Consider the following 18,807-nt stretch of genomic DNA (forward strand, 5'->3'; position numbering starts at 1 on the left):
CTATCCGCATTTCAGGTCAGACTTTAAATCATAGGGCTCGTGCCATTCGCCGCGCGACACATTGATGACCCGCCTGCCGATCGCGCGTTCGCTGAGGTTGAGGCAGGTAACCTTGATCCGGATCTTGCGCTTAACGCCGCAGCCGAGCACCGGGTATGAGATGGTTCCCGTTTTCGTGCCGCCGGAATGGATGATGTCCTTGCGGTCGCTGAAGACCAGGCCGCCGTCGTACCATTGCGCATTGGCGCGGGTGCGCGACTCGATCTTGAACCTGACGAGCCCGCCGGTGGTGTTCTTGAACGTGAAGTTCCTGAGGCAGTTGGCTGCCTCCGCCTCGCCTGGCGCAACAGTTCCATAGCCGGCGACGACCAGCGCCAGTGCCACAATCAGTTTCTTCATTTCGCGCGTTCTTCGGTCAAAGAGCATCGGAGCCTCTTCGTGCCGTCGAATGCGCGATGCCGCCTCACCCATATGGGAGAGGCCGATGGCGGGCCGGCGAGCAATCTAGCGGCATCAACAGCAAGGAGGTGCCGATGTTCGACCGTCGACAGTTTACAATAGCGCTGGGCGCAGCCGCCATCGTGGCCGCTGCCCGTCCGGCATCTGCCCAGAGTTCGGCCACGTTCCAGTTGGCTCTGGACAACCAGACTGCATTGCAGGAGGTGAGGGGATCGCAGCTGCGCGGTGCGGTAATGAAATCGCTGGTTCTGGGTTCGGGCGACGGCAAACCCGCCGAAGTTCGCTTCGCGGCTGCCCGTGTCGCCAACAGGCGTACCGAAGCGATCTACCTGTCCGATGCCTTTTCGCTTGCGCCGGGAAAGTCGCAGTTTCCGGGAGACAGCTTCTTTCCAGGCGACAGCTTTTTCCCGGGGGACAGCTTTTTTCCGGGCGATAGCTTTATTACCGGCCGCGCTTTCACGCCGGGTGCCGATCTCCAGCTTGCCGTTGCCAAGGTTGCCGCAGCAGAGATCGTGCAGAGCAAAACGAAGGCAGGAACGTTTCTTGCCGTGCTTGACGCAAGCGGGGAACGTCCGAGTTCAGGGATTTCGCTGATCTGGAACATCTGATTCCGAACGAAGGGGCCGCAGGCCCCTTCACCGGTCATGCCAGGCGGCCTACCGGCAAACGACGAAGCTGAAAGCCGAGCAGCTTCCGCCCTCGCAGTAGTTTCCAAGATTTGCGGCTCGGCTGGCCGTTGTCACGCCATAACACGCCGCACGCAGGCTCGTTCCGGTTGTCAGACAGTATCCGTTGGCGGCCGGCAGTCCGCAATTGCCCTGCGGGTCATGCGGCGCCGTGCAGGTCGACACCGCAAGCCCGGGCGTGTTCATGAATATCGGGGCTTCATAGAGGTTTCCGGGGCACGGTGCCTCGGCGAAACCCTCCATCTTCGTGAAGTCGACTGGATGGGTTGCCATATTGGGCCGCTCCGCCTCTTCGGCCTTTGCGGGAAATAGCTCGATCGGCTTTTTCGAACCCTCGCCATCGGCAAACAGGTCGATAACTGTGACGGGGTCTCCGCCGTCAGCCAGCGCGTTTGAAATGTAGTCTTCCGGGTATTTGAGCGCGTACTGGTCGCGCGCATGCTCGGCGTCAGTCGCATCCACAAGAGCAAGCGCCTCCTGCTGGTCCACGGTGAGCCCGTCGCAACCGTATCCTGCGGCACAGCTCCACTGCGATTTCAGGCCGTTGTCTGGGGCTTTCCCGCCTTCCGGGAAGAGCACGATATCGTCGCGCCCCTCGAGCTTGTCGAGTTCGACCGGGTTGCCGGCCTCACCTTCTTCCGGCAGCGTGTCCGCGAAATAGGCGTCAGGGTGGTTGAGTGCGTAGGCGTCTCTTGCCTCTTGTCGCGATCCGGCACCAATCAGCACCCGCGCTTCGCTCTCGCCCACCGCAAGCCCATGGCAGCCGTAACCGGCCGCGCAGCGAAATGTCTCGATCTGGCCATCTGACGATTGCTGGGCCGGCGCCGGCGTCGTGAGCACAAGGGCGGTCAATGCCGCGAGCAGAGGTGTGCGCAAGCTCATGGGCGGACTTGCTCGATTGCGAAACGGTCGACGAAGAAATGGCTTTCACCCAGTTTGGCGCGGCCCCATTGACCGGCGAAGAGACTGGCTTTGCCGGAAAGACGCAGCGCCGTGATCGGCTCGGTTTCATGGCTGAAGGGGCGGGCGTCAAACTCGCCGAAAGCAGGAAGCTGCATGGCGAAGGCCGCCGTCAGATTGCGTCCGCTTCTCCTTAGCCGCAGCTCCGCACCGTTGGCTGCTAGCGACTGAAGCACCGCGTCCGCGTATTTGCGACCCCGTGTGCAGATGTCGTCGAGCAAGGGTCCGTCGAACAGTGCCGCCTCGAACTGGGTCTTTTCGGGCTTGGTTCCGGCTGCGCCGCTGACCTTGATCAGAGCCAGCTTGATTGCCGGGCCGCAGCCCTTCCATTCGGCCCAAAGCAGCGCGCCAAGCTGGTCGCTGGGTGAGTTGAATAGCGACAGCCAGAGATGCTCGGCCCCGGTCTGGACCGGCATTCTGAAGCTGGTAACGAGGTCGAAATCGCCCTCAGGCAGTTCGCTGTCGAGCACAAAGCGGTTTGCAGCGCTTTCGCTGTCGTAAGAATTCTCACTGCCTGTGACGGCCACAAACAGAGCACCTTCGCCGTCGAGCGCCTTCAGACCTGGCTGTTCGTTTGCAACCGACCATTCGGCGGCGATTGCGGGGCCTTCGAACGTTTCCTCGAAAAAGGCGGCGGTCACCGGCGCGGGCGTCGCTTCGGGTTCGGTATTGGCCAGGTTCGCCGCTTCGTTCAACGCATCTACAAACTCGTCACTGTTGTTCGCGGTGAAATAGTTGCCGTTGCCCTTGTCTGCGATACATTGAAGCGCGGCGTTTTCCTCTTCGGTCAGGTCAAAGCCGACCACATGCACGCGCGTGTCGATTCCCTGCGCAACCAGCTCCTCCGCAGCTGCACAGGGATCGCCACCACAGGTTTCCAGCCCGTCGGAGATCAACAGCACGCTGGACTGGCCGTTGTTCGGAAACGCGCCGGCGGCAGCTCGCAGCGCACCCGCAATCGGCGTTTTGCCACGAGGGGTGATGCCCTCGACAGCCGGGCCGATCATGCCATCGGCATGATTGGCGACAGGCAGCAGAACCTCTATGTCGCTGCAATCGCCCTCGCGCCGGTGACCGTAGGCGGCCAGGCCGACATTGGTGCTGGCGCTGAGATCGTTCAGCAGGCCGCTCAACGCCTGTTTGGCTGTCGAAATCTTCGCAACGCCGTCAATCTGGCCCCACATGGAACCGGACGCGTCGAGGATTACCAGCAGGTCTTTGCGGCCGGTTTTGCCGTCACCCGGGAGATCGCCCTGTTCCATGCCGATTTCCGCGTCGGGGTCGGGCGCCTGTGCCAGATTGCCCTGAAGGCCGCCGGGATCGATGCCGACATCGTCCGCCGGATTGTCGATGACGGCCGACCTCTGCCCGGCGCGTTCGAAAATCGTCACATCATCGGGACCGACCGGCGAGAAGGTGACACCGCCCTGCCGCATCAGATTGACCAGCGACCATCCATCGTCTTCGGAATAGATGTCGCTGATCTGCCACTCCGCATTGTCGACCTTCACGGTCGTGTAAACGAAGCGGCGCTGCGCGCCGAAGTTGGTGACATCGACCCGGATCTGCCCTGCACCCCGGAGCATTGGCAGGTCCGGGTCGGGATAGATCTTCACGGCGGTAATGTCGGCATCCTGCCCGCCATAGACGGGATCGAACTGGAGCATTCCCTGCAGTCCGTCGACTGCCAGATCGTCGGTCAGGAACAGTTTTGCCGCACCGGCGTTGTTAAGCAGCGGCTCGCCGCCGGACCTGAAGCGACGTGTGTGTTCGGCGAAGAACAGCCGCACAAGTTCGGTTGCCGTTTCCAGCTCGTCGTCCTGAGCAACTGCAGGTACGGACAAGGCGCCAACCGAAATACCGGCAGCGAGGGCGATGCGGGCGGCGTGTTTCAAGCAAGACATTCCTTCACCCCACGGCCTATTGAACTGCGACGATCGAAAAATCGTCGAAGATTGCCGACGATTCGCCGTTCCTGGCTTTTGACGACTGGCCGAGCATGAAGAAGGGCTGACCAAACGGCTCGACACGCGACAGTGCGAACGATGCGACGGTCTTGCGGCCGCCTTCGTGTTTTTCGTCCGGCGGCAGATCGAGTTCTACGCTCGTGAAATAACGCATGCCGCGCCGGGAGAAGGTCAGCGTGAACCCGCTGTCCGGCAATACCGCCAGGGCAGCGTCGGCATAGGCCCGGCCGCTGGTGCAGATGTCCTTGAGCAACGGGCCGTCGAACAGATTTTCGCCAAACCAGGTCGTCACGGGCTTTTCGGCTTCATCGAGAACGCGGGTGTTCTCGATGTTCAGGTAGAGAGCCGCGCCACATCCTTTCGTGAGGACCGACAGATTGGCCGCGAGATAGTCGTCCGCACCCGCGCGCAGGCCCAGCCAGATATTCTCATGGCCGGTTTTGGGGTCGAGCGTCCCCTTCAGCGTCATATCGAAATCACCCGCCGGCAGTGTGTGGCCGAGGGCAAACAGATTGTCCGCTTCCGGATTGCCCGGGCGCGCCTTGCCGCCTGTTTCAATGACGAAGATGCCGCCGTTTTCGACCACGAACTTGTCGGGATTGGCGTTCACCGTCGCCCAGTCGGCGCCAAGCTGGTTGCCGTCGAACGGGTCGTGGAATGGCAGGCTCAGCGTGGCAGAGGGCATGGTGCCAGCGCCGTCGGAGGCTGCCAGACGCGCCTTGTCTTCCTCCGAAAGTTGTTCCTGTGCCTGCATCGGCTGCGGGATCAGGATGCCAAGCAGCGCGGCAGCGGCCAGCGGGCGCAGCGCCTTTGCAAACGGGGGCATAACATTCAGCACGCAAGCGTGGTGAATCATAGTGGCATATCTCCAAGAACTCGGCTGGAGGGTAGGGGCGCGGTTTGGGCCGTGCCTCCCTCAAATGGGGTGGGTTTGTGTCGGACCGCGGGCGCGGCGGGAAACTGTCCACGCCTGCGCGTGCGTCGCGTTGCAATGTGCGCTGCCAGGTCGACACCAGGTAGTGCCGGGCGCAGCCGCGCTGCGGGCGCGGCTGCGGCTGGATGCTTCAGACGCGCAGGCGTTCGTGCTGGATTGCGCCGCCCCTCAGGGCGGGCAGTCCCAGAGCAAGGAGAACGAAGATCGCCGTTGCAAGCTTCAGGTCGCTTGGATGCAGGCCAAGCGACAGGCCGAGCGAGACAAGCTGGTAATAGACCGCGGCACCAATGACAGGTGCGAGCAGCTGCCGTGTCACGGTCTTGCGGCCGACAATCGTCTCGCCGATGACCAGCGATGCCAGGCCGTTGATCAGGATTCCGAGGCCCATACCGATGTCGGCGTAACCCTGGAGCTGAACGATCAGCGCGCCGCCGAAGGCGGTCGACGCGTTGGCGAGCGCAAGGCCGCCAATCGTGCAGGTCCACAAGCTGATGCCGAGCGAAGGGGCCAGGTCCGGATTGACACCGATCAACCTGATGGCCGCGCCGATCTCGGTCGAAAGCAGCCAGCGCAAAAGCACCCAGACGGCGCCGAGCACTACCGCAAAGCAGGCGATCTGCAACGGAACCGACGTGATCAGGTTCGGGCTGATCATGTCGAACACGCTGTCTATGTTGAAGAGCGCCACGTTGGAGCGTCCCAGAATGCGCAAATTGATGCTGTAGAGCGCGGTGAACACCAGAATACCTGCGAGCAGCGGGTTTATGCGAAAACGCAGGTTGATGAACGCCGTCGTGGCGCCGGCGAGTGCCCCGGCAACAATTGCCATGCCTGTCGCCGCAAGGGGATGCCAGCCGGCGACCAGGAACGCAGCACAGACGCAGCCGCCGAGCGGAAACGCACCCTCGCTGGTCAGGTCCGGGAAGCCGATAATGCGGAAGGGGATCATGATGCCGAGCACAAGAAACGAATAGACCAGGCTCTGTGCAAACGTGATCGGCACCAGGTTAAAGAAGGCTGTGAGAATATCCATGGTTTAACCGTTCAACCGCATGCGATCATTGTCGATCTTGAAACGTTCGACCAGCGCTTCGGGTGTCAGCGAGTTCTTTTCGGCGCCCGACACATCGTAGACGACACGGCCCGCATCCATCATCACCAGCCGCGTGCCGGTCTCGATTGCGTGGCGCATATTGTGAGTGATCATGATGGTGGCAACATCGGTCTGGCGCACTGCGTCGAGGGTCGCCTGCATGACGATGTCTGCGGTACGCGGATCGAGAGCCGCAGTGTGCTCGTCGAGCAGCAGAAGCCGCGGCTTGGAAATCAGCGCCATCAGCAGGGAGAGTGCCTGCCGCTGGCCGCCCGAAAGCAGCGCGACCTGGGTCGTCAGCCGGTCTTCCAGCCCCAGCGAAAGCGTGCGGAGAAGGTCGCGGTAGCGGTCGCGCCTGGACGGGTTGAGATGCGCCCGGAACCCACGCCGCCTGCCGCGCTGTTCGGCCAGCGCAAGGTTCTCTTCGATCGTCATGCCTGCCGCGGTGCCGCTCATCGGATCCTGGAACACGCGGGTGATCAAACCCGCCCGCCGGTAGGGGGCGAGCCGCGTCAGGTCGCGGTCTCCCAGCCGGATGGTGCCGCGGTCGAGGCTCACCGAACCCGCAATCGCGTTCAGAAGTGTCGATTTGCCGGCCCCGTTGCTGCCGATGGCAACCGCGAATTCGCGCTCGGCGAGCATGAAATCCAGCCCGTCGAGCGCCTTGCGGGCGTCGGCAACGCCGGGGTTGAAGGTAATCTCCAATCCCCGGCAGTCCAACAGGGGCTTGCCGCCGTCTGTCTGCGTCATTCGGCGATGATCCAGTCGCTTCCCTTGAGAGCTTCGGGCACTGACAGACCCACTGCCGCCAGCCCAGTCGGGCTCACGCGTGAGATGAAGTCCGAAGCGTCGGGGACATAAACCGCGATATCGCCCGGCTTCTCGCCGCGCAGGATACGGTCGGCAATGTCCGCGGCGTGAACGCCGTTGCGCTCATAGTTGATGGCGTGGAACCCGGCCAACTCGTTTTTCAACTCGTCGGAATAGACCGAGTTGAACAGAGGCAGCTTGATACGCTGTGCGATCTGCGCCACCACCGGCACGGAGGTCTGCACCACGTTCGACTGGATCAGGTAGATCGCGTCGACCTGGCCGGTGAAACTCTGCACCCGCTGCGGCAGGTCATTGGCATTGTCCACCGCCACCGCGACGATTTCCAGACCCTGCTCGGCCGCTGCTTCCTTGATCAGCTCGATATTGGTGATGTCGTTGTCTTCGCCCGGGTTGTAGAGCGTGCCGATGCGCTTCGCACCCGGCACCACCTGGGTCACGAAGGACAGTGCGGCCGCCATGTCGGGCAGCATCGAGGCGCCGGCGTGGGTGGCGCTGCCATTCTCCCAGCCAGGCACGATGCCGGCCACGACCGGGTCGACGACGCCGCCGAAGACAATCGGAATAGTGTCGTCGTGAATGCCGCGCATGCTGGCCTGGCCGACCGCGGTGGTGATCGTCAGGATAAGGTCGGGACCGTCGCCTTCGGTCAGCTGCAGCATCTGCGGCACCAGGGTACGGTCGAAGTTCACATGCCGGTACTCGTAGGCGATGTCGTCGCCCTCGTCGTAACCGAGTTCGGTCATGCGGGTCTTGAAGCCGGTTACGATGGAAACCAGCGCCGGGTGGTCGCCGAAATTGGCGATCGAGACTTTGACAGGTTCGGCCATGGCCGCGGTCCCCAGAACCGTGGCGGCCGCGAAGGCGAGTGACTGCACTAGCTTAAGCATGACTTTGCTCCCGTTGTTCACGCTTTTGACTCATGTCCAGTTGGCGGCAGCAATCCGCAGGAAGTTGCCGCCAAGTATGTTGCGCAGAGTTGTGTCGTCATATCCGCGTGACCGCAGCGCGGCGACCAGAGCGGGCAAGTCCTCGGGCTTGATGTCGTCCCAAGGCGGTCGGGGGTAGCCGCGCGAAGCCATCATAGGACCCGAATCGTAAAGCTTGAGCATGAAGTCCTGATAGAACACCACGTCGAGCCCGAGACCGACATGCTCCGGACCGATCAGCTGAACGATGTGGTCGATATGATTGGCGACCAGCTCGGGGGTTGAGCTTCCGTCCGCGCTTACGAATGCACCGATCGAGTTCACGCCGATCATGCCGCCATGATCGCCGACCGCGCGGATCTGTTCATCGTCTATGTTGCGTTCGTGATCGCACAGTGCGCGCGCATTGGAATGCGAGAAAAACACGGGCTTTTGCGATGCGGCCAGGATGTCGAGCGAGGTTCGCTTTCCCGCATGGCTGGCGTCGACAATCATCCCGACGCGGTTCATTTCGCGTACGAATGCAGTGCCCAGCATGGAGAGGCCGGCATTCGAGGGTTCGTGGCAGCCGTCGCCCAGCGGATTGCGCATGTTGTAGGCGAGGATCATCCAGCGGATGCCGAGCCGGTAGAAAGGTGCGATCAATCCTGGGTCGTAGCCGAGCGGCCCGGCACCCTGAAAATGAAAGGCGATGCCCAGGCGCCCCGATTTCTTGGCGTCATGTATATCGTTGACCGACTCCACGATCTGGAACTTATCCGGCGCACGCTCGAAACGGGCACGTTCACGCGCGAAATGGTGCATCGTGGGGTCGGTCTTGTCCCAGTCTGCGCCTATCGTCAGGCCGAGCGCGGTGAAGCCGGAAGCATGAAACCTGTCCAGCATCGCGGGGCCTTCGTCGAGACATTCAGGCGTCCAGCCGACGGCCGTCTCGACAATGATTGCGTCGCGGATCAGGTCGGTGTCCGTCATCGCGTCGGCTCCTTTGCCGCGACAAGCGTGTCGAAATATGTCGGCAGTCCAAACACACCGTTGGAATAGCCGCCGACGAAGTCTTCGTAGGCGCGCTTTTCGGCGTTCCACCGCTGGCGCGTAGTGGCGCCGATGTCGGCACCGTATATGTGAAGGCTGATCGCCGGCTCGGCCGAGGCGCACTCGACCTGGTGAAAGCCATTCGCGGTGGCGGAAGCGATCGAAATTTCCCCTGGAATCCGGCTGAGACGGCTGGTCTCTTTCGGCTCCACGCCGGTGGACAGGTCAACGTCGTAGATGCGCTCATGTTCGATGCCGTGCAGGCAGGCGAACACGCACCAGCATAAATGGTTGTGTATGACCGCGGCCTGACCGGGCAGGAAGATGTCGAGCACGATGCAGAGCCTGGCGTCGTGCGACAGATACAGCAGGTATGACGCATAAGGTGCGTCCGGTTCGGGCTGCAAAAAGCGCGGATCCGGCATGCGCCAGCGCCGCGCAAGCTCGCCGGCCAGCCGTGCGATCCGCGCGGTCGGTTCCGGGTCGATTGCGCAGGCGGCTTCGCAGCCGCGGACAAAGTCTGCGAATGCGGTATCGGCGGAAGCCGGTTGCTGGTGGCTGCTAAAGGTCAGCGCCGACATTGATACGAGCCCCTCAGTCACAATGGCTGAGTGAGCCTAGTATTGTATTGGCAAGGCTGATGTGCATTTTTTGACATTGATTGGCAATAATAGAACTGACTGGAGTACATTATGTCTGCCGAACAGGCTCCTGCCGCTCCCCTGCAGCTGGGATTCCTGCTGGTCCCGACATTTGCGATGCTCCCCTACGCAGCGACCGTTGAACCGTTGCGCGCCGCCAATCTTCTGCTGCGCAGAACGCTTTTCGAATGGCGGCATCTGACCATCGACGGTGCGCCGATCCAAAGCTCGAACGGGCTTCGTATCGAACCCGATGCGGGGCTTGGCGATGCGCTGGATTTCGATGTTGTTTTTGTGTTTGCCGGAACCGGAGTCGAACGCGTCGATGACGAACGCATTGTCGACTGGCTCCGCCGGCTGGCGGCCCGCAAGGTCAAGCTGGGAGGCATCTCCGGCGGGACGTTTCTTCTGGCCCGCGCGGGCGTTCTGAACGGTTACCGCTGCACCATTCACTGGGATCACGCGGCGGCACTTGCCGAAGTCTTTCCCGATCTCGACCAACGCGGCACCATGTTCGAGGTCGACCGCGACCGGCTGACCTGCTCGGGCGGGATCGCACCGCTTGACCTGATGCACTTCCTGTTGACCGAATGGGCCGATCCCGCGCTGGCGCATTCGGTCTCGGAGTGGTTCCTGCATCGCGATGCACGGCCACTCGGCACGCTGCAGCGCGAGGGCTCCGCGCTGCTGGAACGGGCAAATGATCACAGGCTGCGGACAGCCATCGACCTTATGTACCAAACGCTGGAGGAGCCGGTTCTGCGCGAAGCGGTCGCCCGGCATGTCGGCCTTTCCGCGCGGCAGCTCGACCGCCTGTGCCTGCGGGATCTGGGCGTTTCGCTTGCACAGATCCATCGGCTGTTGCGGCTCAAGCGGGCGGACAACCTGCTGCAGCAGACCAATCTGCCGGTAACCCAGGTCGCGGTAGCCAGCGGGTTTGGCAATCCCAGCCATTTTTCGCGTGCGTTCCGGCGCGAATTCGGCGTCAGCCCCTCAGATCGCCGCCGGCCGAAGTGAATGATCTCCGTACATAGGTCTCCGATTGTTCCGCGCTGTCTGCCCAGAAAACCGTCCGTCGGCGGGCATGCCAAGCGAAAAGAGCTAACCGTACGCAGCCGGATGCATAGCCTGCCCCGATCTATTTCAGAGCCGGGATGACGGGCCGCATCAGGCATCGTAAAATCGAGTTCTGCCTGCAACCGAAAGCATCGGGTGCCGCTCTATCCGGGGGAGCCAATGCGCAGTCTGATTATCTTCTGGCTCTTGCTTCTTGGCGTCTGGGTGCCAGCCCTCAGCCATGCCGGAACGCAGGATGGACGTTGCGACCTCCAAATCATCACCTCCTATCCCGAGAGCTTCTATCGCCCTTTCCTGGAGTTCTTTTCGCGCGATCATCCGCGAATCTGCGTGACCAACAAGAACACCATCGCGCTCATGCGGCATGTGCGTGAGGGGCGGCGCCCCATTGCCGATGTGATCTGGGCAAGTTCGCCGGTAGCATTCGCCGCGCTGGATGCCGAGGGACTGCTGGATCATCGACCGGATCTTGCGCTTGACCGCAGTCGCTTCAATGGGCTGGCGGTGGACGCGGAGAACGGCGCATATTTTGGCTTTGCGCTGTCGCAGATTGGCTTGATGTGGAAACCCGATGGGGAAAGAACCGGGCCGGACGCGGATATCAGGGTTCTGGCACAAGACCGTTACCGCAACCGCATCGGCATGACGTCACCGGCCCGGAGTGGCACCACCCATCTCTTTGTCGAAACGGTGCTTCAAAATGCCGGTTGGGAGAATGGCTGGGCGCTCCTCTCACGCCTTGGCGGCAATCTCGCCACAGTGACGGCGCGAAGCTTCGGCGTGCGCGAAGGTATCGTCCGCAACCGGTTTGAACTCGGCATCGGCATCGATTTCCTGGCGAAGGCAGCCAATGGCGATCAGTCGAACATAGCCTTTGCGCCGCTTAACAACAGCGCGATTTTTCCCGCGAGCGTAGGCATCACACGCGCAGGCGCCGACAATATGCGCGCAGCAGATTTTATCCGATTTCTACGTTCCGACGCGGGACAAAACCTGCTCCTGCGTCCCGCCATCGCCCGCATTCCGATCGATCGGAAACTCTGGAAGCAGGTCGGCTTTGAATACGAGCCCGGTGCCAGCATCCATTTCGATGCAGCGCTTGCCGCGCGAAGGCTGCCTATCGTCAACGTGCTTTTCGACGAGATGATCACCTATCGCTATCTGGAACTGGCAGACATCAGGACAGGGATAGAGCGGCTGTCAGGCCATCTCGAATCGGCTGACGATCCCCAGTTGCGCAAGCTGATCGCGGAGGCTCACGGCAAGGTCGAGGCTGTGCCCGTGGCTTCCTTCATGTCAGATGCGGAAGAATTGATCTCCCAACTTCAAGAAGGCGAGCCAGCCGAATTGTCGGCCGATGCCCAAGGGACCCTGCGCAACAGTTGGTCACATGATTTTTCCAGCCGCTACAGCCGTGCCCGCGAACTGGTTGCGCGCGGCGAGGCGCGGCTTGCAGAACTTTCTCGCGGGCGGGCAAAGTGAAGGGAAATTCCACCTCGCTGCGCAGAAAGCTTCTGTTGGCAATCGCCACCATTGCCGGCTTCGCCGTGGCGGCCATGCTGGTGGCGCATTACACGCTCGGTAGCGTGGGTAACACAATTTCCAGGCTGGCTTCCGATAACCTGATGACCGCAGCCGCCAGTGCCCGTCTTGCCGAAATCGGACAGGCCATTCGCGTCGACGTCCCGATGCTGGGCAATGCAAGCACCCAGTTCGAGCGCGAAGAAGCGCTGAAGCGGCTTGAAGACCATTTCGCCCGCCTTCATCGGCTGTTGGACGCCGGCATGGGGGAGGAGGCGTTCAAGAGGTTGGGCGAACTTCTACACGAGGTAGAGGCCAATGTCGGTGCGCTCAACCGCAATGTGGCGCGCCGTTTCGTTCTTGCCAGACAGCGTGCTGAGGATGCCGCACGGCTCAACCGGCTGCATGGCGATTTTCTGCTCGAAATCGACCCCCTGCTGGTAGACGCCACGTTCAATGTGGAGGCCGCGCTGGAAGGGCCGCCCGGCACGCACCTGTCCGATCATATGCGGCGCAATCTGGTACGGGGCGAGGTGCGCCTCACCGAAGCGCTGGGACGCTTGCACGCCAGCACCAATCTCGCGGTGGGCATGATCCTGCGCGGAGCCGGTGAAACGGATTTTCGACAAATCGAACAGTTGCAGGCGCGGCTGGCCGAAACCATTGACGAGGGAAACGCCAGTGCGGCGGTGATCTCGGGAAATGCCAGCGCAATCACCCTGCGCCAGATATGGGAGAGCATTGCCGTACTGGCCACGGGGCAGGAGAACCTTCTGGACCGCCGTCTGAAAGAAAGCGGCCTCCTGGTCGAAAATTTGCAGCTCCAGGCGTTGAACACATCCCTCCTTGAGGAACTGGGCACCATTGTTGCCGAGGCCGTGCGTGAAAGCGGAGACCGCTCCAGCCGCACGTCACAGGAGATCAACAATGTTCTCACCGGCTGGAGTGCCTTCAACACGCTGAGCACGGTCGTTCTTCTTCTTCTTCTGCTCGCATTCTCCTATGTTTTCGTTCGCGGACACCTGTTTCAAAGGCTCATGAAAGTGCTTCATGCGATGGGCCGCATCGCAAGTGGCGAGACGGGCATCGAGGTTGGCGTATCGGGGGGTGACGAGATCGGTCAGCTCGCGGATGCGGTTCGCCTGTTTCGCGACAAGTCCGATGCGCTCGACCAGCGGGCGCGAGAATTGCGGCAGGCCAATGTCAGCCTGACCTCGCAGATCGAGCGGCGACGGCAGGTGGAAACGGAACTGCGCGAGACGCAGGCCGAACTGGTTCAGGCGGCCAAGATGGCCGCCCTCGGGCAATTGTCGGCCGGTATTGCCCATGAATTCAACCAGCCGCTCACGGCCATGGGCTCCTACACGCACAATGCGCTGCGCTATCTGGAGCACGGCGACATCGACAAGGGTCGCGAGAAGCTGGCCGACATAGAGCGGCTGATCAAGCGGCTGGCCAAGACCTCCAATCACCTCAAGACTTTCGCGCGCCGCCCGCAGGACGTGCTCGTTCGCCACGATGTGGCGGAGGTGGTGGGCAATGCGCTGACCCTCTTCAGCGAGCGGATTGCCAGCCAGGAAACGCAACTTGTGGTCGATCAGCCACCCCATCCGGTCCATGTGATGACGGAGCCTGCCCTTCTGGAGCAGGTGGTGGTCAATCTCGTCTCCAACGCGCTGGATGCGACCCGCAATGCCGAATGCCCGAAGGTGAAAGTGCACATTTCCGAAACGGAAAAACTGGCCCGGATCGAGGTGGAGGACAATGGCGAAGGTATTGCCGAGGAACTCGAAGGCAAGCTCTTCGATCCGTTCCTGACAACCAAGCCACCCGGCCAGGGGTTGGGGCTTGGCCTGTCCATATCCTACAATGTCATACGCGACCTTGGGGGGCGGCTCGAAGTGAAGGGCCGGAAGGAAGGTGGGGTGATCGCGACGGTGGAGCTGTTCAAGACATGAATGCAGTACCGGTCATACTGGTGGATGATGAGGCGGACATCCGCGACGCCTGGGCCGAAACCCTCGCGCTGGAGGTCTACGATCCCCACACCTTTGCCGATGGCCACATGGCGCTGCGCGTCCTCGACGCAGACTGGCCGGGCGTTGTCGTCACCGATCTGCGCATGCCGGGCATGGATGGCATCGCCCTCCTGGAAGCGGCGCGGGAGATCGACCGGGAGATTCCGGTCATCATCATCACCGGCCATGGCGATGTTCCCATGGCCGTTTCGGCGGTGCGCAACGGGGCCTATGATTTCATCGAGAAGCCGGCCGATCCCCATGTGCTGTTGGCGGCAGTTGAACGCGCGGCAAGAATGCGGCAGCTCGTTCTGCAGAACCGCCAGCTGCGGCGCAGCACTGGGCAAGATTACGCCCTTGAGACCGAACTGATCGGCAATAGCGAGCCGATGCGGCAATTGCGCCAGCGCGTTTCAGCCGTCGCATTGGCTGACGTGAACACCGTCATCTATGGTGAGACGGGTTCCGGCAAGGAGGTGGTGGCCACGGCGCTGCACAAGCTTGGCCAGCGCCGCGACGGCCCCTTCGTTGCGCTCAATTGCGGGGCCTTGCCCGACACGCTGATCGCCAGCGAGCTGTTCGGCCACGAGCCGGGTGCCTTCACCGGCGCAGACCGCAGGCGCATCGGGCGGCTGGAGCAGGCGAGCGGCGGCACATTGTTCCTCGACGAGATCGAAAGCATGCCGCTTGCCCACCAGACCCAGCTTCTGCGGGCTCTCCAGTCCCAGACCATCACAAGGCTGGGCGGGCGCGATGAAATCCGTATCGATGTCCGCGTGATCGCCGCCGCCAAGAAAGATCTGGAACAGGCCGCCGAGGAAGGCACTTTCCGGGCCGATCTTTATTACCGCATCGCCGTTGCGACCCTCTCCATTCCGCCTCTGCGCGAGCGTCCGGACGATGTGCCTCTGCTCTTCATCCACTATGCCCAGCAATGCGCCCGCCGGGTCGAGGTCGTCTTTTCAGAGCCGGACCAGAACCTGCTCGACGCATTGAGCCGCCGCCCGTGGAAAGGCAATGTGCGCGAACTCATCAACATGGCCGAGCGCTATGCGCTGGGCATCGACGGCGATCGCCGTGGCAAAGATGCGGGCACGGGTGACGCCGGGCTGGACGAACAGATCGATGCCTTTGAAAAGCGCGTTCTGACAACGGCGCTGCGCAAGACAGGCGGGCGGGTCCAGATGACTGCCGATCTCTTGCGTATCCCCCGCAAGAAACTCTATCTGCGCATGCAGCGGCACGGCCTCGCCCGCGAGGATTTTGTGACCGCCGAACGTGTCGATAGTGACATGTGATTGGCCGTTGTGGGTCAAAATTGACCCACATTTAGACTGGCTACTGTGTTATTTCATCTAGCAATTTCAATTAGTTATATAGAAATCTGCAAACCGCCCCGAACTGGCATGCCGGTTGCTCCTCTCCAGATGCGATGCACATGATCGCGATAATTTTCTGGGAGGAATTTTATGTCTGATATCAAACGCAAGCCGCTTCGTATGCTGGGGCTGGGGGTTGCCTTTGCCGCCCTCATGACGGCCTCGCCGCTTCATGCCGCAGACGACAAGCTTGTCGTCGTGACATCCTTTCCGTCAGATCTGACGGATGTCTTCAAGACCGCCTTCATGAAGGAGAATCCCTCGATTGCCGTCGAGGTGGTCAACAAGAGCACGTCATCGGGCGTGAAATATCTCATCGAAACGGCGCAGAACAACCAGTCGGATATTTTCTGGGCCTCTGCCCCTGATGCCTTCGAGGTACTGAAGGGTGAGGGGCTTCTGGGCAGCTATTCCAAAGAGGTCGAGGGTATTCCTGCCGATCTCAATGGCTATCCGATCAACGATCCGGACGGGCAGTATCTGGGCTTTGCCCTCTCGGGTTACGGCTTTATGTGGAACACCCGCTACATGGAGGCCTACAATCTGCCGGCTCCCAAGGAGTGGGACGATCTGGAGGACGCCGTCTATCACGGCCATGTTGGCATCTCCTCTCCCTCCCGCTCGGGAACGACCCATCTGACAGTCGAGACAATCCTGCAGGGTGAGGGTTGGGACGAAGGCTGGGAAACGCTCAAGGCCATCTCTGGCAACGCCAAGACCATCACCGAGCGCAGCTTCGGCGTACCTGATGGCGTCAACAGCGGCTCTTTCGGCGTCGGGATCGTGATCGACTTCTTCGGCTTCTCTTCCAAGGCTTCGGGCTTTCCGGTCGAGTTCCATTATCCCAGCGTGACAGCGCTTGTTCCCGCCAATATCGGCGTCGTGGCAAACGCACCCAATGAGGGGCCGGCCCAGAAGTTCATCGACTTCCTGCTTTCGGAAAAGGGTCAGGCCTTGCTCTTCGATCCGAAGATCATGCGTCTTCCGGTGAACAAGAGCGCCTACGCGGACGCTCCGGAGGGCCTGCCCAATCCGTTCGATGGGTCGATTCAGACCAAGGTCCAGTTCGACAGCGACATGTCTGAACAGCGCTACAACGTAGTCAACGCGCTGTTCGACGTGATCATCACCTACCGGCTCGACGATCTTCGGAACGCCACGGCCGCGGTGCATGCGGCGGAGACTGCCCTTGCCGGTTCCGGTTCCGGCAATGCCGAGGCCGCGAAGCTGATCGAGGAGGCCAGGGCCCTTATCAATGCGCTCCCCGTCAATGCCGAAGAAGCCCTGGACCCGGATTTCAACGCGATCTTTACGGTGAGACGCAAGGACGCCGACACGAAGGTCGAAGGCCGCCAGGCCGAGGTCGAACAGCAATGGGACGCCATGGTGGTCGAGAACTACCGCAAGGCGACCGAGTTGGCCGAACAGGCCAAGTCGCTGCTCTAAGACAGGAGCGGCCCGCCGCGGGATGCTCTTCCTGAGCATCCCGCCACAAAGCCGGTTCGCGGCGGGCCTGCCTTTCGAGACTTCCGGTTCCAAACGGAGCATTTCCATGACCACTGCAGCCCTTCGGCGGCCGGCACTCAACATGTCTGTCGGGCCCTATCTGGCGGCTGGCCTTGTCGTTCTGTTTCTCGGCGCGTTTCTCGTCGTGCCGGTGTTGAAAGTCATTCAGGTCGCGTTTCAGGACCCGGCCACTGGCGGTTTCACACTGGTGAATTTTCAGGACTTTTTTGCCAGCACGCTGTTTCGCCAGTCTTTCTACAATTCCGTCTATGTGGCGGGTATGTCGGTGGTCATTGCCTCGGCCATCGCTCTGCCGCTTGCCTATTTCACGACGCGCTTCAACTTCTCCGGTTCCGTCATCATTCAGACGCTGGCCTTCGTGCCGCTCATCATGCCGCCCTTCATCGGCGCGGTGGCAATGCAGCTTCTGTTTGGCGCCAATGGCAGCGTGAACCTCATCCTGCGCGACTATTTCGGCATCACGATCCCCTTCATGAAGGGGCTGAACGGCGTAATCTTCGTGCAAAGCCTGCACTATTTCCCGTTCATCCTGATCAACCTTTCGGCCAGCCTGCGCAACATCGACCGCTCCATGGAAGAGGCGGCGCAGATGCTTGGCTCCAGCGGCGTGCGCATGTTCCGGCGCATCGTGTTTCCGTTGGCCATGCCCGGTTATATCGCCGGTGCCTCGCTGGTCTTCGTCAAGGTGTTCGATGATCTGGGCACGCCGCTGCTCCTCAACGTCAACACCATGCTGGCGCCGCAGGCCTATCTCCGCATTTCCTCGGTCGGCATCTCCGATCCGATGGGCTATGTGATCTCCTGCATCCTGATCGTGTTCTCGATCTTCGCCATGTGGGTGTCCTTCCTCGGCATGCGCGGCAAGGATTATTCGACCACGCAGAAGGGCGGTGGAGGCCTGTCCCGCCGAGACCTGACACGGCGCGAAGCGGTGCTTTGCTACATCGTAGTCCTGATGATCCTGGCGCTGGTTCTGGCACCGCATCTGGGCCTTCTGCTTCTTTCCTTCGGCACGGTCTGGTCTTTCGGAGTCCTGCCCGACGGTTTTACGGTGGAACATTACGAGACGGCGCTCACCTCCGCCTGGGGCTTCATCCAGAACACGCTTCTTTATGCCGGGCTCGCCGGGCTGATCGATATCATCATCGGCACGGCCATCGCCTATCTGGTGCTGCGCACCAACATCATCGGGCGCAAATGGCTGGACTATATGGCCGTCTCCGCGCTTGCCGTTCCCGGCGTGGTGCTCGGCATTGGCTATCTGCGCGTCTTCTACGGCGTCGAAATGCCTGTCACCGGACAGCCTCTGGCCACCTGGTGGGGCATCATCGTCATCGCGCTCGCCGTGCGACGTCTGCCCTATGCGCTGCGCTCCTGCACTGCCGCGCTTCAACAGATATCGCCGGCACTGGAGGAAGCTGCTGAAAATCTGGGCGCTTCCAAGCTGCGTACGGTCCGGCGCGTCGTCGTGCCGCTCATGGTGAGCGGTCTGGTGGCCGGTTTCGTGACCAGCTTCGCCACCGCGGCGGTGGAGCTTTCGGCCACGATCATGCTGGTGGCCAGCGAGAAAGACGCGCCGCTTGCCTACGGGCTTTATCTTTTCATGCAGTCGGCGGCAGGCCGCGGTCCCGGTGCTGCGCTTGGCATCATGGCGGTGATTATCGTCGGGCTTGCGACATATCTGTCCCACCGCCTGGTCGAAAACGCACGCCACAATCAGGCGACGACCGCCAATCAGGGGGGAGGACATTGA

Annotated in this window: 16 protein-coding genes; 7 read left to right on the forward strand and 9 right to left on the reverse strand. The window is 61.6% G+C overall.

What is annotated here, in order from left to right; translation table 11 throughout:
• Nucleotides 1–399, reverse strand: a complete 399-nt coding sequence (locus EP165_RS10480; protein ID WP_127522155.1) for a hypothetical protein — start codon at nt 397–399, stop codon at nt 1–3.
• Between the two features lie 134 nt (nt 400–533).
• Here EP165_RS10480 and EP165_RS10485 point away from each other — a divergent pair, with 134 nt between their 5' ends.
• Entirely contained in the window at nt 534–1,067 is a 534-nt protein-coding gene (locus tag EP165_RS10485; protein WP_127522157.1) for a hypothetical protein, read from the forward strand.
• A gap of 48 nt (nt 1,068–1,115) precedes the next feature.
• Here EP165_RS10485 and EP165_RS10490 read toward each other — a convergent pair whose 3' ends face one another.
• The 8 genes from EP165_RS10490 to EP165_RS10525 all read right to left on the reverse strand — a co-directional run bounded on the left by EP165_RS10490 (nt 1,116) and on the right by EP165_RS10525 (nt 9,472).
• Nucleotides 1,116–2,027, reverse strand: coding sequence for a hypothetical protein (locus tag EP165_RS10490; RefSeq protein WP_127522159.1), 912 nt, complete (start codon nt 2,025–2,027; stop codon nt 1,116–1,118).
• The gene (locus EP165_RS10495) at nt 2,024–4,000 is read right to left on the reverse strand and encodes a vWA domain-containing protein (protein ID WP_164743001.1); all 1,977 of its coding nucleotides are present in this window, start codon (nt 3,998–4,000) and stop codon (nt 2,024–2,026) included. Before EP165_RS10495 ends, EP165_RS10490 begins: the two co-directional genes overlap by 4 nt.
• A gap of 25 nt (nt 4,001–4,025) precedes the next feature.
• Entirely contained in the window at nt 4,026–4,898 is an 873-nt protein-coding gene (locus tag EP165_RS10500) for a hypothetical protein (protein WP_127522164.1), read from the reverse strand.
• 238 nt (nt 4,899–5,136) lie between these two features.
• Nucleotides 5,137–6,039 carry an ABC transporter permease gene (locus tag EP165_RS10505; RefSeq protein WP_127522165.1) on the reverse strand — a complete coding sequence of 301 codons (903 nt, stop codon included), beginning with the start codon at nt 6,037–6,039 and terminating at the stop codon, nt 5,137–5,139.
• Nucleotides 6,040–6,042: 3 nt separating this feature from the next.
• Complete coding sequence (locus EP165_RS10510; protein ID WP_501981676.1) at nt 6,043–6,822, reverse strand: ABC transporter ATP-binding protein; 780 nt, start codon at nt 6,820–6,822, stop codon at nt 6,043–6,045.
• Between the two features lie 23 nt (nt 6,823–6,845).
• Nucleotides 6,846–7,820 carry an ABC transporter substrate-binding protein gene (locus tag EP165_RS10515; protein WP_127522169.1) on the reverse strand — a complete coding sequence of 325 codons (975 nt, stop codon included), beginning with the start codon at nt 7,818–7,820 and terminating at the stop codon, nt 6,846–6,848.
• Nucleotides 7,821–7,850: 30 nt separating this feature from the next.
• Nucleotides 7,851–8,831 (reverse strand): dipeptidase, encoded by a 981-nt coding sequence (locus EP165_RS10520; RefSeq protein WP_127522171.1) that lies wholly within the window; start codon nt 8,829–8,831, stop codon nt 7,851–7,853.
• On the reverse strand, nt 8,828–9,472 hold the full coding sequence (locus tag EP165_RS10525; RefSeq protein WP_127522173.1) for a cysteine dioxygenase family protein: 645 nt from the start codon (nt 9,470–9,472) through the stop codon (nt 8,828–8,830). The genes EP165_RS10520 and EP165_RS10525 overlap by 4 nt, the downstream gene beginning before the upstream one ends.
• 111 nt (nt 9,473–9,583) lie before the next feature.
• On the opposite strand from EP165_RS10525, the gene EP165_RS10530 reads away from it, so the two are divergent.
• The 6 genes from EP165_RS10530 to EP165_RS10555 all read left to right on the forward strand — a co-directional run bounded on the left by EP165_RS10530 (nt 9,584) and on the right by EP165_RS10555 (nt 18,807).
• Nucleotides 9,584–10,549 carry a GlxA family transcriptional regulator gene (locus EP165_RS10530; RefSeq protein ID WP_127522175.1) on the forward strand — a complete coding sequence of 322 codons (966 nt, stop codon included), beginning with the start codon at nt 9,584–9,586 and terminating at the stop codon, nt 10,547–10,549.
• Nucleotides 10,550–10,768: 219 nt separating this feature from the next.
• A complete protein-coding gene (locus EP165_RS10535) occupies nt 10,769–12,091 on the forward strand; it encodes an ABC transporter substrate-binding protein (protein ID WP_127522177.1) in 1,323 nt (440 codons plus the stop codon).
• Entirely contained in the window at nt 12,088–14,088 is a 2,001-nt protein-coding gene (locus EP165_RS10540; protein ID WP_127522179.1) for an ATP-binding protein, read from the forward strand. The genes EP165_RS10535 and EP165_RS10540 overlap by 4 nt, the downstream gene beginning before the upstream one ends.
• Nucleotides 14,085–15,446 (forward strand): sigma-54-dependent transcriptional regulator, encoded by a 1,362-nt coding sequence (locus EP165_RS10545; protein WP_127522181.1) that lies wholly within the window; start codon nt 14,085–14,087, stop codon nt 15,444–15,446. Before EP165_RS10540 ends, EP165_RS10545 begins: the two co-directional genes overlap by 4 nt.
• A gap of 171 nt (nt 15,447–15,617) precedes the next feature.
• A complete protein-coding gene (locus tag EP165_RS10550; RefSeq protein WP_127522183.1) occupies nt 15,618–16,973 on the forward strand; it encodes an ABC transporter substrate-binding protein in 1,356 nt (451 codons plus the stop codon).
• Nucleotides 16,974–17,079: 106 nt separating this feature from the next.
• The gene (locus EP165_RS10555; RefSeq protein WP_127522185.1) at nt 17,080–18,807 is read left to right on the forward strand and encodes an ABC transporter permease; all 1,728 of its coding nucleotides are present in this window, start codon (nt 17,080–17,082) and stop codon (nt 18,805–18,807) included.

It is taken from the genome of Mesorhizobium sp. Z1-4, from assembly GCF_004000235.1.
Lineage (GTDB): Bacteria > Pseudomonadota > Alphaproteobacteria > Rhizobiales > Rhizobiaceae > RCIO01.

Bases quoted from the DNA above. Each gene is read 5' to 3' on its own strand.
- EP165_RS10480 (WP_127522155.1), bottom strand. From the start codon at position 399: ATGAAGAAACTGATTGTGGCACTGGCGCTGGTCGTCGCCGGCTATGGA.
- EP165_RS10485 (WP_127522157.1), top strand. From the start codon at position 534: ATGTTCGACCGTCGACAGTTTACAATAGCGCTGGGCGCAGCCGCCATC.
- EP165_RS10490 (WP_127522159.1), bottom strand. From the start codon at position 2,027: ATGAGCTTGCGCACACCTCTGCTCGCGGCATTGACCGCCCTTGTGCTC.
- EP165_RS10500 (WP_127522164.1), bottom strand. From the start codon at position 4,898: ATGCCCCCGTTTGCAAAGGCGCTGCGCCCGCTGGCCGCTGCCGCGCTG.
- EP165_RS10505 (WP_127522165.1), bottom strand. From the start codon at position 6,039: ATGGATATTCTCACAGCCTTCTTTAACCTGGTGCCGATCACGTTTGCA.
- EP165_RS10515 (WP_127522169.1), bottom strand. From the start codon at position 7,820: ATGCTTAAGCTAGTGCAGTCACTCGCCTTCGCGGCCGCCACGGTTCTG.
- EP165_RS10520 (WP_127522171.1), bottom strand. From the start codon at position 8,831: ATGACGGACACCGACCTGATCCGCGACGCAATCATTGTCGAGACGGCC.
- EP165_RS10525 (WP_127522173.1), bottom strand. From the start codon at position 9,472: ATGTCGGCGCTGACCTTTAGCAGCCACCAGCAACCGGCTTCCGCCGAT.
- EP165_RS10530 (WP_127522175.1), top strand. From the start codon at position 9,584: ATGTCTGCCGAACAGGCTCCTGCCGCTCCCCTGCAGCTGGGATTCCTG.
- EP165_RS10535 (WP_127522177.1), top strand. From the start codon at position 10,769: ATGCGCAGTCTGATTATCTTCTGGCTCTTGCTTCTTGGCGTCTGGGTG.
- EP165_RS10545 (WP_127522181.1), top strand. From the start codon at position 14,085: ATGAATGCAGTACCGGTCATACTGGTGGATGATGAGGCGGACATCCGC.
- EP165_RS10550 (WP_127522183.1), top strand. From the start codon at position 15,618: ATGTCTGATATCAAACGCAAGCCGCTTCGTATGCTGGGGCTGGGGGTT.
- EP165_RS10555 (WP_127522185.1), top strand. From the start codon at position 17,080: ATGACCACTGCAGCCCTTCGGCGGCCGGCACTCAACATGTCTGTCGGG.